Source organism: Rhodocytophaga rosea, from assembly GCF_010119975.1.
Classification (GTDB): domain Bacteria; phylum Bacteroidota; class Bacteroidia; order Cytophagales; family 172606-1; genus Rhodocytophaga; species Rhodocytophaga rosea.
Genome location: NZ_CP048222.1, coordinates 5,877,624 through 5,891,564, shown reverse-complemented (window position 1 = coordinate 5,891,564; position 13,941 = coordinate 5,877,624). Strand labels below are relative to the sequence as shown.

The window sequence follows — 13,941 nt, the reverse complement described above, 5'->3', positions numbered from 1 at the left end:
GGTTAGGATTTCACTTGTTCGCTGATTTTACCAAACCTGCGTTCCCGTTTCTGATAAGAAAGAATGGCTTCGTAAAGGTGTTCCCGTCTAAAATCGGGCCACAAAACCTCAGGCATGTATAACTCTGAGTATGCAATCTGCCAGAGCAGAAAATTACTGATGCGCATTTCGCCGCTGGTCCGGATGAGTAGTTCCGGATCGGGAATATTTTTAGTAGTTAAATGATGGGCAAACACTTCATCTGTAATTTCATCTGCCTGTAAATTTCCTTTTTGAACTTCCTGCGCAATCTGCTTTACTGCTTCTATAATTTCCCATCGGCCGCTGTAACTTAAGGCAAGAATCAGGGTTAAGCCAGTATTTTGCCTGGTAAGATCTTTAGCTTCCTGCAATTCCTTCTGGCAAACCCTGGGAAGATGGGCAATATCTCCGATAGAAGCAAGTTTAATATTATTTTTAGTTAATGTTTGCGTTTCACTCCGGATGGTGGACACCAGCAATTGCATCAGCGCATCCACTTCTTCTTTCGGCCTCGACCAGTTTTCGGTAGAAAAAGCGTATAAAGTCAGATACTGGATACCCAGTTCAGCACAAGCTTCGGCCGTTTCCCGTACAGCCTTTATTGCATTTCTATGGCCAAATACCCGGGCTGCCCCTTTATTCTTAGCCCAACGGCCGTTACCATCCATAATAACAGCAATATGTCTGGGTAACTTGTTTGTGTCAATCTGTTGTTTCATTCCCGCTGAGCGCTTCAAATAAACCGCAATTTAAGAATATTGTAACTGCTATTCAACTTATTGGAATGATAAAATAAGCCTTATTTATAAAAAATAAACCGTTTATCAATTTTATTTTTACATATTGAAAGCGAGAGAGTTACATTATCTGCATAAAAATTCAAGGATTTTCCTTTCGAGCTTTACAGGAAATGATTCCTATAGCGCCACATAGATACCTGTTTTAGATACATAACTCATTTGCAGGGCTATTTATTTTTGTTCAAGCCAGCTGCAACCTTCAGCAACAAATTATATTCCTTATCCAAATACAAACACTTATTCTGATGCACAGCCTTACCTCCTTTCGCGCCCTCAAAAATACGGTTCTACCCGGACTCCTTCTCTATGCAGCAATGAGTTGTACCTCTGAATCAAAAGAAGGGAACGCTAATAAAACCACTCAAATAAACACAGCATTTTCCAGGGAACTTATAGATCAGCAGGTGTATAACTTGATGGATAGTGCAAATATACCTGGATTGGCATTAGGCGTTATCCAGCAAGGGAAAATTGTGTATACAAAAGGATATGGGTTACTAAAATCCGATTCAACTGCCAAAGTAGATGAGCATACTGTTTTTGATGCGGCTTCGCTGAGTAAACCGGTTTTTGGATATGCCGTATTTAAATTGATGGAGGAAGGTAAATTGAGCTTAGATACGCCATTGTACACCTACCTGCCCTATCCGGATATTGCCTATGACGACAGGTATAAAAAAATTACGGCCCGCATGGTGCTGAGTCATACCACTGGTTTTCCTAACTGGCGAGGCGGAGATAAGCTAAAAATCCAGTTCACCCCTGGTGAAAAGTTTTCTTATTCCGGAGAAGGATTTGTATACCTGCAAAGAGTCGTAGAGAAAATTACCGGCAAGCCACTCAATGAAGTAATGCAGGAGAAAGTATTTACACCCTTGGGCATGAAATGCAGCAGTTATATCTGGCAAAAAGATTTTGATACCAATTTTGCTTTCCCACATAGTAATTTTGGCCATCCTTTCGAAAAAAATAAATCAGATCATGCCAATGCAGCTTATTCCTTGCAAACCACCGCCCAGGATTATGCCACTTTCTTACTGGCTATTATTCATCATACAGGTATAAGTGATAGTACTGTTCAGCAGATGCTTACCAGGCAAATAGCCGTTCCTGTCGCAGACTCTGCCAATGCACCTCTTTCTACAGAAGTAGGCTGGGGATTAGGATTTGGGCTGGAGCAGACAGAGGCGGGAAACGTATTCTGGCATTGGGGCGATAATGGTACTTATAAATGTTATGTGGCTGTAGACAAAGAGGCTGGGAACGGAATGATTTATTTCACCAATAGTTTTAATGGCTTAGGAATCATGCAGGAGATGGTGCAACAAGTAATTCCCGGCAAGCATCCTGCGGTTGATTTTTTAGACTATGACTGGTACAAAGCACCTAATAGCCTATTTGCCAGAGATATTCCATCGAAAGGTGTTGCGGCCGCCATTGCCCCTTTTCTGGATGAAAAAGGCAATTCTACAATTGAAGAGGAGCAAATGAACTGGATTGGGAACCAGTTGCTCAACAGAGGTAAAGTAAAGGAAGCAATTGAGGTATTTGAACTAAATCTAAAAGCTTATCCTGCTTCTGCGAATACATATGCTGATTATGCGATTGCCTTGTTGCGAAACGGAGACAGAGAGAAAGCTATTTCCACGCTTAACAAATCTTTACAAATAAAGGCAGATAATTTCAAAGTTAAACAAATGCTGGCCGGACTTGAAAAATCGCAACGCAAACAGGGCAACACTATAATAACCTTAAAAGGATATTCTAATGCAAAACTAGTAACCCTGGCTGGTAGTTTTAATGACTGGAACGATCTTCACACGTTTTTCCGAAAGAATGGCGATGTATGGGAATGTGCTGTTGAACTATCTCCCGGAACCTATACCTACAAAATTGTAAAAGACGGAGAATGGATGCTTGACCCCAACAATGCTTCTACCTTGAAAGATGAGGGAGGCTATACGAACTCAGTGCTGATTATAAAATGAAAGAAGTAAGTCATTAAATACAGCCTAGAAATGCAACTGCCAGCAAATCAATAAAAATTAGGGCAACGGATTTTATAAAATGTGTAGCTTACTGTTAAGGTGGTAAATACGTACATATCCTTATCATTGGGATTACCATTCTGGAATTTATTTGTTGTATTTAAATCACCGCCCAGGTCATCTAAATAATCTGTAAAGATTTTTCTGGCGCCAAATTCGATGCCCAGGTTCCACTGTCCACCCAATACATATTTAAAGCCTACGCCAAAAGGTAAAGCCAGCTGGGTTAGCTTATACTCAGGTCGCAGATTTTCTACCGGGTCGAATTTATAAACAGCAATACCGCCAAATAAATAAGGTGTCCAGGGCTTTCTGGCCTTATCACTCCGGTAATCGAGGAAGTTGTATTCAGCTGTAGCAGCAAGTTCAGTAATGCGGGTGTTAAAAAACCGGTTGCGCTGGTTAGCAAAGTTATCATCAGTTTCCCGGTCATCGGCAAATATTCTTCCCAGAGAGAAGCTGTATTTCAAACTAATGGCTTTACCGGGATTGTGCCTCAGGAAAATGGTAGCTCCCGGACGGGCAAATTTCGGAATTAGTTCAGGGGCCAGATCTCCTTTGTATAACATGGCTCCCCCTCCTGCTCCTATCTCCAGGCGCTGGGCTATACTCTCATAAGAGATCAATCCCAGCAGACAACAAATAAGAAAAGCAAGAAGCGCTTTTGGGTAATAAAAAATGAAAGTTTGACAAGTCTTGATTAAGAATAACACAAGTAAGTTTTATAGTGATTTTATCTGAATTTCGGACAACGTACCCCCTTGATCAGAATATAATTAATGTGAAAACCAGTAACCAGATACCAGTCATTTTCGCTTGGTTTTCCTCTTTGATCTCCTCGACGACCATAGCCATTTACAGTAGTATGGGTAAAAGGAACTGGATTTCCATTATCATCAACATATGTAAGAGTTACAATTCCATTAGAAGGGCCACCATAAAGGTCTGTTAATACCCTATCCACACTTCTGGCATCTCCTGTATTAGCAGCTACTGTTTCAAGCGCACGATCCGACATCTTATATGCCAGGTCCCCTTTTTGTGTTCTCAGCACATTCAGATCAGGATAGTTTCCACTCACATCATCCAAGTAATCAAAGAAAGTAAACCGGTAACCTACTTCAAATGCCAGATCAATTCGGGGAGATAATTTATAACGTAGACCAATACCTGCTGGTATAGAAATTTGTATACGTTTGTATGGATCAGGATATTTCTCTGAACCAGGGCCAGTTAGAAATTGTCCTTCAGTGCCTAAAGGTTGTAAAGCTACCCAATTTCTTCCCATATCTTCAGGCGTTCTTGCCTTTGGATTGTGGTGAAAAACAGCAATTCCGGCAAACGCATAAGGTACAAAATTGGGCCTGCGCAGGAATGTATTGCGGTTTTCAAACAAATCCAGCATACCTACTACTGAAAATTCCTTAATATCGTTCCTGAAATGAGCATTTCTAATATATCTATACCGGCCGTTTTTGTCTGAAGGATCTGCTGATAGAAAATCATCTCCTTTTAAACGCCCCCAGGCAAAAGCTGCTTTGGCACTAAACCGGGGTGTTAAACGACGCATGATGTGCAGACTAAGGTTGGGTCGTGTAAACTGAATATCTGCACTGGTAAAAGAGGAACTAGGCGTGATATCCCCAAAATAATTCATTGCACTTAAACCACCTCCTATACTTGTGTAACGTTTGCTTTTGGTATATCGCTGGGCAAATACCTGGGACGATGTGAATACAAACGCAACCAGAATGAATAGTATAGTATGTTTTCTCATACAGTATGTAATTGAGCTGTTAGATACATCAGAAAACTTCTGAATAAAATGAAAATATGGCAAAACCTTGAAAGGTTACAAAGATAATATTTAAAGTTTCAAAAAAAATTAATTCCTTTTATCAAAGCCCCAGTTCAGTTTATTTCGCAAAGTATCCAAGTAATTATCTCCGTTTAATTTCATCAATCTGGCCTTAAAATTTTCTTTTTTTACTGCCAGCTGTACAGAAGCATCTACTACTTTTGAACGCGAGTCTAAAGAAATCAGGTAATTTTTACTGCGGCCTTGTATCTCAAAAGAGATAATACTATTGTCTGAAACGATCAGTGGCCGTACATTCAGGTTGTGCGGACTAACAGGGGCAATTATAAAATTACTGGATTGTGGCATTACTACCGGCCCTCCGCAACTTAGGGAATATCCGGTTGAACCAGTTGGTGTGGCAACAATCAGCCCGTCTGCCCAATAGGAGTTTAGATATTCTCCATCCAGGTAGGTATTTACTACAATCATCGAGGAAGAATCACGTTTGGTAACGGTGAATTCATTGAGGCCATAATTTAAGCCATCGAATACATCTTTGTCGGATTCCAGCTTGATGAGCGTACGGTCGTCATAGGTATAATACCCATTAAAAATACTATGGATGGCCTTTTTTACCTGATGTGGAGATGTAGTGGCCAGAAAGCCCAGCCTGCCGGTATTGATGCCCAGAATCGGAATTTCACGGGCTCCTACCATGGTAACTGTTTCCAGTAACGTTCCATCGCCGCCCAAGCTGAAAATAATATCGGCATCAAAGATTTCTTTTCTGTTGTTAAAAACCGGGGAATCAGGTTTTGGCATGCCAATCTTATGGAGGAAATGGCTGAAGATTTCTGATACCTGGATTTCTACTTGCCTGGCAGCCAGTTCCTCGAACATTTCCTGAATGTATGGCTTTGCTTCATCTTTAAAGTTTCTTCCGTGAATGGCAATTTTCATACAGGCGTTGGAGGCTAAGGCACTAAATTGATGGCTATTCGTAAACGAAAGATTACAAAATTAGAAAATTATAATTTGTTGATTCAATTGAGATCAGTCAAGCACCCTAATTTTTAAAATTTAAAGTGATTTGGCTGGTAAAACTCCTCCTTCTAACTTTTCCATTCTTACCTATTAACAGACTACATATTCAGGTATTTTAGCAACAGATCCAGTCTTTCTTTATCTTCATCCTTATCCGGTGCATTCTGGAATTTGGCTACAATCCGGTAATCGAAGCGTTCGAAGGTAGCGGCTACTCTGGATATATCGTTTCTATTGAGTTTAAGCGTTAGTTTGATCTTGAGCGGATCCGAACGGTCCGGGCAAACATAGCTGCTCAGGATTTTGGCATCGTTGGATTCCACCAGCCGGCTGATTTCTGTTAAGGAATAATCCCGCTCAGACAATGATAATACAATAATACCTCCTGGGTCCTGCACTGCCGACTGGGCGAAAGCTGCTATGGTACTATCCACTGTAATTACACCGATAAATCTATGATCTTCATCTAATACGGCCACTACCTGCAAATTATTATCTAAGGCAACTTTTAATATATCATAAAAATGCTGGAAGTTGAGCACATAAATATCTTGGCCAAACAGCGTTACATCTTTAAGCAGTATAGAAAGATCATTGTGCTGAAAAATCTGTTCTTCGCTAACCAAGCCGGCATAATCCGGTCCGTCCATTACTGCCAGTTGCGGCACACGGAGTTCTTCCATCCAACGTTTGGCCTGGTCAGCAGTGTCCGTCACTTTGAGTGGTGGGATTTTATGGTTGATGAGCTCTTCTGCAATCATAAGATGTAATAATAAGGTTTTATACCTGGACAGCAAACATTCGTTTACATTTTTGTATAATAAATTTATACAAGCAAAATCCTTGCTCAATTCTAACAGGTATATTACATAAACAGAAAATCAGGCGAGCTGTTCAACTTCCATAAACTTAGTGAGCAGGTAATTAAACTTTTCGGGGTGCTCCATCATAGGTGCATGGCCACATTTATCAATAAACCGGAGCTCGGAATTAGGAATGAGTTTATTAAACTCATGCGCTACAATAGGTGGGGTAATTGTATCATTCAATCCCCATACCAGTAAGGTAGGGGCAGTAATTTTCGTAATCTCTTTCGCCATATTATGCCGTTGTGCCGATTTGGCAATGGCCACAATACGCATACATTTAGGTATATCCTTTGTAATATCAAACACCTCATCTACGAGTTCTTTGCTGGCTGTAGCAGGAGCATAAAAAGTATATTCTACTCTTTCCTTGATGTAATCATAACTTCCCCGTTTAGGAAACGAACCTCCCATGGCATTCTCAAACAGGCCTGAACTGCCGGTAAGCACTAACCGCTTCACATTATCCGGATTATGCAAGGTATAGATCAGGGCAACATGACCTCCCAGAGAATTGCCCAGTAATGTGAGATTTTCCAGAGATTTATAGGCAACAAATTGTTCGATAAATGTAACCAGCCCATCCAGACTGGCAGATTTGATAGGGCTTTCATAAATAGGCATCACCGGTATCAACACCCGGTGATTGACAGAGAACGTATTTACCACACTTTCCCAGTTGCTTAATGCGCCAAATAAGCCATGCAACAGCAACAGCACTTCTCCCTTGCCTTCATCTATATAATTAAATCCACCTTCCTGTTTAACATTCAGAGCCATAATCGGTTAATAATTGAAATTTTAAATAATTACTTTCTTTCTAAATTTAGCTGACTGGATACAAAGTCCGGTAAATTATTACGCATGCTACAATTTCAGACCTGTGCAAAGTAAATGAAAGTTTAAAAACTTTGGTCTGCTAACTTATTAAATTTTATCCAGTTTTCTATCATTTTTATCCCATCTACAGTGAGGGCGGCTTCCGGGTGAAATTGTATACCCCTCACCGGTAAGGTTTTATGCCGGATAGCCATAATCTCATGTTCCGCTGTATGAGCAATAGTTTCCAGACTGGCAGGTAAATCTTCCAGAATCAATGAATGATACCGGACCACATTTGTTGGCGATGGTATCTGCTCAAACAATTCATCTTGCTCCAGAGAAACTGAAGATATTTTTCCATGCATTGGTTGAACCGCCTTTACCAGGGAAGCGCCAAAATAAATCCCAATAGCCTGATGTCCTAAGCATATTCCTAATACAGGAATTTGTTGAATGTAATAATGAATTACTTCCATCATATTTCCGGCACGTTCTGGTGTCTGTGGACCGGGGGATAGTACAATCGCTTTGTATGCCTGCTTTTTAATCTGGCTGATGGGGACTGTATTGCGCAGTACCAGACACTCTTCCCCACCCTGCCTGATATAATCAGCCAGATTGTAGGTGAAAGAATCCAGGTTATCTAACAGCAGAATCATGAAAGGTCAAATAAGATAAATAAGCTAGAGAATTTCAGATCGACAGCCTGTATAATGAAAATCTGGCAGGGTTACTGTACAGACTAAAATTTCATTAAATTCAGCAAACTTAGAGAACGTTTTGAAATATTATACTGGTTTTCTTTTAAGCAGTGTGTCAATAAAGGCTAATTGTAGCATAGCTTCCGAACTTTCTGTGCTTTTCTCAAAGTCACGGCTCAATCTACGCTTAAAATTGAGCCATCCGTAACTGCGTTCTACCACCCAACGGCCTCCTGCCGGCACAAAGCCCTTTACGCTTTCAGGCTTTTGTACAATTTCTACCTTCCATCCATAGTCTCTTTCTATCTCTTCTACAAAGGTATCTTTGTAGCCATTATCTGCTTTTAGTGTATGTAGGCGGCAAGACTTACCCTTCAGCTTAGCTGCTAACTCATAACCGGCTGTAGTGTCTGACACATGGGCGGCTGTTACATGCACAGCCCAAGGAATACCTAAACAATCCACTGCTAGATGTCTTTTTCTGCCATTCACCTTTTTGTTGCCATCTATGCCCTTGTCTTGGGAAGTAAACTGTACAATCTTTACACTTTGACTATCAATAGCTAACACGCTTGGCAAGGCTTGTCGGCCTGCTTTTTTTCTTTCTCTGATTGCTAAAAAAGCCAACAGCTCTTCGATGATGCCTCGCTTCTTCCACTGCCTGTAATGGTAATAAATGGTTTGCCAGGGTGGGTATTTACTTTCCATGTTGCGCCATTGACTACCTGTAGTAAGTAGCCATAGAATAGCATTAAGAATAACACGTTTGTCATGTTTGATTTTTCTTTGGTTATCTACTACTTCCTTGATAATTTCCCACTCACAATCAGTGAGTTCGAAGAATCTTTCTTGCATAAAACTTTTTGGTTGGACACCACAAGTTTACTCACTGATTCTTTCTTTTACCCTATTTCTATCCTTTCAAAACATTCTCTTACGGGTTGCTCTTAAATTTTAACAGCAGTACTTCATTTATCTATTCACTCACCAAAACTCTTATGAAAAAGTATCTACTTGCCCTGTTATATTGCACAATCATGACCAGTATACAGGCACAAAAAATCACTGTATCAGGTTCGGAAGAAAACATACAAAAAATCAACCGGCAGGGTTTTAAAACTACGCTTAAATTACCTGAAAAAACCATTGCCCGGGCATGGGAAGATTATCTGGAAGATTTTGGTAAAGTAGAATCTTCAAAGGGGATATATACCGTACCTTCTGCCAAGATCAAAACCTTATCAGAAAAGCCGGTTCATATCATCAGCAAAGTATCAGAAGATAAAAACGGAACTACTGTTTTTTATGCAATCGACTTAGGCAATTCATTTGTGACCCAGCAAAGCAGCCAGGCAAGTTCAGCACAAAAGTTTTTAGAAGATTTTGCCATGAAAGCCTATCAGGATGAATTTGGCGATGAACTCAAAAGTGCTGAAAAAGAACTGGCCAGTGCCATAAAACAACAGGAACGGAGAACCCAGGAAACTGAAAACCTACTGAAAGATATTGAGCGGAAAAAGGAAGAACAAAAAACGCTGCAACAAAAGCTGGAAGACAATAAGAAGGATCTTGAAAAACTGGAAAAACAGGTAGTTTCCTCTAAAAAAGACCAAACAGAATCAGTAGCTGAAGTAGAAAAACAGAAAAAAGCCGTAGAGGAGGTTAAACAAAAGTTTTCCTCAATCAACAACTAGGTTATACTCATACTTCTTAGGTATAATTTCTTGAATAGCGATGGGGTTAAAGCTCATCGCTATTCTTTTGTTAGAATAAATTCTAGTATCTTTGACGCTCTTTAATTCAATCTTCTTATACTAACAAATAAGCGCTAAAGCTTAGATCATCCTAAATAAAATCCATACTTGTGAAAAACGTATCCTTAGCCCTCAATGCTGTATTGCTGGTTGCTGTAGCAGTACTGTATTACCTGCATTTTTCTTCCAGAACTTCTGCTTCCCCTGCCTCATCTGCTGGCAAGCCGACATCAGAAAGCGCTGTTTCTAAAAATCCTGTTGCAGAAAAAATTGCTTACGTGAACTCTGATTCATTGCTGATGAACTATGAATTTTATAAAAATACCATTCAGCAACTGGAAGAAAGACGTAAAAAACTGGAAACTGAAATTGGCGGACGGGCAAGATCCCTGGAAAACGAAGCCGTTTCTTTCCAGCAAAAAGGCAACAGCATGACATTGGAACAGGCACAGCTCACTGAAAAGAACCTGTATCGCAAACAGCAGGAACTCGTTCAATACCGTGATAGGCTCAGCCAGCAACTGGCGCAGGAAGAACAGGAAAGAACAGAAGAGTTGTATAATAATATTGCCAATTACCTGAAAGATTATACCAAAGATAAGCCTTATAAACTGGTTTTAGGCTATACTAAAGGCGGCGGGATACTCTTCGCTGACAATAGCCTGGAAATTACCCAGGAAGTGCTTGCCGGTTTGAATAATGAGTATAAGTCAAAACAAAGCCCGGCCAAAGCAGATTCAACGGCAAAAAAATAAAGGGAATCATCCTTACCTTAATAGTGAAGCAGTCTTTAAGACTGCTTTTTTATTTACATTTCTGCCATAATAGCAGGCAAATTTTGTACAATTTTTCATATTCCGGACATTTAGTCATTAAATTCCTTTAGAAAAAGGGTGATTAAGCCAATGGCATTTCAATTGTTTAATAGCTTATCAAACAATAAAAGAAATTAAACTTAAGGAGGATAGAAATATGACACTTGTTAAATGGAATTCAAATGGCAACGCCAACCCTGCTTTTTCTAATCTATTGGAAAACTTTTTCGGTAAAGACCTTGGCGAATTTGTAGGCCGTGATTATGCAACTACGACCCCGGCTGTAAATGTGGTAGAAACAAAAGAAAACTTTACTGTAGAAGTAGCGGCGCCAGGTCTGAAAAAAGAAAATTTCCAGATTAACCTGAACAACAATCTGCTGACCATTGCTTCTACCTATGAAAAAAGCAATGAAGAAGCTAATGGCAAATATACCCGTAAAGAGTTTGGATATACTTCTTTCCAACGCTCCTTTACCTTGCCTACTACAGTGGACAGCAGCAAAATAGAAGCTTCTTACAAAGAAGGTATCTTGTATGTATACTTGCCTAAAAGAGAAGAAGCGAAAGAAAAACCAGCACGTCAGATCAATATTTCATAAGGTGAATTGAGTAGATAGAGGTAATTCAAAAGCCGCAGGTGTACAACCTGCGGCTTTTTTTATGCATGGCTCAGATGAAAAACCAGCAGTAGCAAACATGATATATCATACAAATTTTGAAGCATACAAATTTTAATTCAGATATTTGCATATACAAAAAAAATTATATAAATTTACTTTACAAATCATTATAAATAAGCGTTTTGGATCTCAAATATTTTTAATGTTTTGGGCACTTTTATTTTCATAGTATTGTTAAAATATTGTACATAAATACTTTTTAAATGAATACAGATAACAATAACAAAACCATTAAGAGGAAAGTCGAGAGTTACGATATTTCTAAATCTGATGAGACCATGTACCTGGCTGTTGATCTGGCTAAGTTTATCAAAGAGAACAAACTTTTCCATAACATTCAGGGGAAAGAGTATGTGAATGTAGAAGGTTGGCAATATGCCGGTTCAAGGTTAGGTATTCTGCCGGTAGTAAAGGAACTCACTAATATCAGTGATGAGCATGAGATGAAGTACCAGGCGAAAGTAGAGTTACTCAACCTTCGTACAGAGCAGATCATCGGTTCTGGTTTTGCTATTTGCAGTAATAAAGAGTCTGGCAAAAAATATTACCAGGAGTTTGCTATTGCTTCTATGGCGCAAACCCGTGCCATTGGTAAAGCCTACCGCAACATTCTGGCCTGGATCATCCGGGCAGCCGGCTACGAACCTACCCCAGCCGAAGAAATGGATTATATGGCTCAGCCTGCAGCAAATGAACCTGCTCAATCATATACTAACCGTCCACAAGCCAGCAAACCTGCAGCCGTTGTAGCTGAAAGCCATCCAGCACCAGTTCAGGAAGAAGCTGAATTAAAGCCTGCTTCTACCAAGCAAAAAGCTGAAATTCTCTTGTTGCTGAATAATGAAGTAATCACAGCCAGTGAAAAAGAGAAAATGGTAAGCAGTATTAATAAACTGGATGTAGAACGTGCGGAGAAAGCCATTGCCAAGCTGAAGAAAGTAATTGAGGAACGTCGAAATACCGACGATGTAGCTGCTTAAGCGATTGTATATTTCCCATATATGTAAAATCCGTAGAACAATAGTTCTGCGGATTTTTTTTATTTAAGGCTATGCATGCTTTTCTTCTAAAAATTATTCTCTTCCAAATAAATGAGTAACACTGGCTGTTTCCGAAGATAAGGTTTTAGTTAGTAAGCCCGGTTCTAAACGCCAGGCCCAGTTCTGACCTACTGTTCCGGGGGTATTCATTCTGGCGGTGTCATCCAGGCCAATTAAATCCTGAATAGGGATAATGATCAGTTTAGCTACAGATTGCATAGCCATCCGTACAAACTCCCAGGAAATATTATCTCCATTCAATTCCAGCCCAGAATATTTTTCCAGACCCTGCCTGGTATGTTTGTCGGCTTCTTTGGTGAACCAGCCTTTCACCGTATTATTATCATGGGTACCTGTATAGACCAGGCAGTTTTCTATATGGTTGTGTGGCGCATACGGATTGGTATCGGTATTGTCACCAAAGGCAAATAATAACACTTTCATTCCCGGAAAATTAAACCGCTGCATACACTGGGTCACTTCTGCTGTTACGATACCTAAATCCTCAGCTATGATGGGCAAATGTGGATAATGCCTTAATAAAGTCTGGAAGAAGTCATCAGCAGGGGCTTTTACCCATTGTCCATGTAAAGCAGTTTTTTCTCTGGCATCTACTTCCCAGAAAGCCACAAAACCCAGGAAATGATCCAGGCGCACCATATCAAATAAATGAATATTATGCCCCAGGCGTTTTACCCACCAGGCATAACCCGTTTTTTTCAGATAATCCCAGTCATATACCGGATTTCCCCATAATTGCCCGGTTTCACTAAAATAATCCGGCGGAACGCCTGCTACCACATAAGGTTTCTTATGCTTATCTAGTTTGAATACTTCCGGATTGGCCCATACATCGGCACTCTGAAAATGCACATAAATAGGCAGGTCGCCAATAAAATGGATTCCGGCCGCTGCACAATATTTTTTGAGGGCAAACCACTGCCTGGCAAACAAGTATTGCAGGAATTTTTCTTTTTGTATCTCTTTCTCCAGCAGACTATTGTATTTGGTAAGGCCTGCTACAGTACGGTTGCGGATATCTTCCGGCCATTCATTCCAGGGTTGGTAATTAAAATTCAGATTCAGGGTGAAGAACAAGGCAAAATCATCCAGCCAGTCTTTATTTTCTTCACAGAATACTTCATATCCCTGCCTGTCAGTAGTAGAGGCTTCATTAAAAAAGTTTTGATAGGCCTTCTCCAATAAAGGTTCTTTAAATGCCCGTACTTTCCGGTAATCTACTTTTCCGGCTGGAAAAGGAGGAGCATGTTTTAGATCTTCTGCCGACAGTATATCTTCAGAAGCCAGTACTTCCAGGCTAATGAGCAAGGTATTTCCGGCAAAAGCCGAAGCACTGCTATAAGGTGAATTGCCTAAGCCCTCTTCAATGGGGGTAAGCGGTAAAATCTGCCAGTATGTTTGTTTGGAAGCCGCTAAAAAATCAGCAAAACGGTATGCTTCCGGACCTAAATCGCCAATACCATGTGCAGATGGCAAAGATGTAATATGCAATAAAAGTCCGCTTGCCCTTTTTGTAATCATAAAAA

At 40.1% G+C, this 13,941-nt stretch carries 14 protein-coding genes; 5 read left to right on the top strand and 9 right to left on the bottom strand.

Translation table 11 applies throughout. The features are described from left to right. Positions 1–2 precede the first annotated feature (2 nt). Positions 3–740, bottom strand: coding sequence for an undecaprenyl pyrophosphate synthase (locus tag GXP67_RS24330; protein ID WP_162445528.1), 738 nt, complete (start codon positions 738–740; stop codon positions 3–5). A 395-nt stretch (positions 741–1,135) separates the two neighbouring features. On the opposite strand from GXP67_RS24330, the gene GXP67_RS24325 reads away from it, so the two are divergent. Beyond that, entirely contained in the window at positions 1,136–2,809 is a 1,674-nt protein-coding gene (locus GXP67_RS24325; protein ID WP_162445527.1) for a serine hydrolase, read from the top strand. A gap of 47 nt (positions 2,810–2,856) precedes the next feature. On the opposite strand, the gene porG is transcribed toward GXP67_RS24325, so the two are convergent. The 7 genes from porG to GXP67_RS24290 all read right to left on the bottom strand — a co-directional run bounded on the left by porG (position 2,857) and on the right by GXP67_RS24290 (position 8,958). Continuing rightward, the gene (gene porG / locus GXP67_RS24320; RefSeq protein WP_162445526.1) at positions 2,857–3,495 is read right to left on the bottom strand and encodes a type IX secretion system protein PorG; all 639 of its coding nucleotides are present in this window, start codon (positions 3,493–3,495) and stop codon (positions 2,857–2,859) included. 107 nt (positions 3,496–3,602) lie between these two features. After that, the gene (locus GXP67_RS24315) at positions 3,603–4,646 is read right to left on the bottom strand and encodes a DUF6089 family protein (RefSeq protein WP_162445525.1); all 1,044 of its coding nucleotides are present in this window, start codon (positions 4,644–4,646) and stop codon (positions 3,603–3,605) included. Between the two features lie 108 nt (positions 4,647–4,754). Continuing rightward, positions 4,755–5,630, bottom strand: a complete 876-nt coding sequence (locus GXP67_RS24310) for an NAD kinase (RefSeq protein WP_162445524.1) — start codon at positions 5,628–5,630, stop codon at positions 4,755–4,757. Between the two features lie 182 nt (positions 5,631–5,812). Continuing rightward, a complete protein-coding gene (locus GXP67_RS24305; protein WP_162445523.1) occupies positions 5,813–6,475 on the bottom strand; it encodes a CBS domain-containing protein in 663 nt (220 codons plus the stop codon). 120 nt (positions 6,476–6,595) lie between these two features. Continuing rightward, the gene (locus GXP67_RS24300) at positions 6,596–7,360 is read right to left on the bottom strand and encodes an alpha/beta fold hydrolase (protein ID WP_162445522.1); all 765 of its coding nucleotides are present in this window, start codon (positions 7,358–7,360) and stop codon (positions 6,596–6,598) included. Between the two features lie 122 nt (positions 7,361–7,482). Beyond that, the gene (locus GXP67_RS24295; protein ID WP_162445521.1) at positions 7,483–8,061 is read right to left on the bottom strand and encodes an anthranilate synthase component II; all 579 of its coding nucleotides are present in this window, start codon (positions 8,059–8,061) and stop codon (positions 7,483–7,485) included. A 129-nt stretch (positions 8,062–8,190) separates the two neighbouring features. Continuing rightward, positions 8,191–8,958, bottom strand: coding sequence for an IS5 family transposase (locus GXP67_RS24290; RefSeq protein ID WP_162441854.1), 768 nt, complete (start codon positions 8,956–8,958; stop codon positions 8,191–8,193). A 143-nt stretch (positions 8,959–9,101) separates the two neighbouring features. Here GXP67_RS24290 and GXP67_RS24285 point away from each other — a divergent pair, with 143 nt between their 5' ends. From GXP67_RS24285 to GXP67_RS24270, 4 genes are all read left to right on the top strand, one after another. Further along, the gene (locus GXP67_RS24285; protein ID WP_162445520.1) at positions 9,102–9,797 is read left to right on the top strand and encodes a hypothetical protein; all 696 of its coding nucleotides are present in this window, start codon (positions 9,102–9,104) and stop codon (positions 9,795–9,797) included. A 170-nt stretch (positions 9,798–9,967) separates the two neighbouring features. After that, on the top strand, positions 9,968–10,612 hold the full coding sequence (locus GXP67_RS24280) for an OmpH/Skp family outer membrane protein (protein ID WP_162445519.1): 645 nt from the start codon (positions 9,968–9,970) through the stop codon (positions 10,610–10,612). 217 nt (positions 10,613–10,829) lie between these two features. Next, complete coding sequence (locus GXP67_RS24275) at positions 10,830–11,273, top strand: Hsp20/alpha crystallin family protein (RefSeq protein WP_162445518.1); 444 nt, start codon at positions 10,830–10,832, stop codon at positions 11,271–11,273. 284 nt (positions 11,274–11,557) lie between these two features. Continuing rightward, positions 11,558–12,334: a hypothetical protein gene (locus GXP67_RS24270; RefSeq protein ID WP_162445517.1), complete on the top strand. Its 777-nt coding sequence runs from the start codon at positions 11,558–11,560 to the stop codon at positions 12,332–12,334. Positions 12,335–12,427: 93 nt separating this feature from the next. Here the strand turns inward: GXP67_RS24270 and malQ are convergent, their stop codons facing one another. Next, complete coding sequence (malQ, locus tag GXP67_RS24265; RefSeq protein WP_162445516.1) at positions 12,428–13,936, bottom strand: 4-alpha-glucanotransferase; 1,509 nt, start codon at positions 13,934–13,936, stop codon at positions 12,428–12,430. Positions 13,937–13,941: the final 5 nt, after the last annotated feature.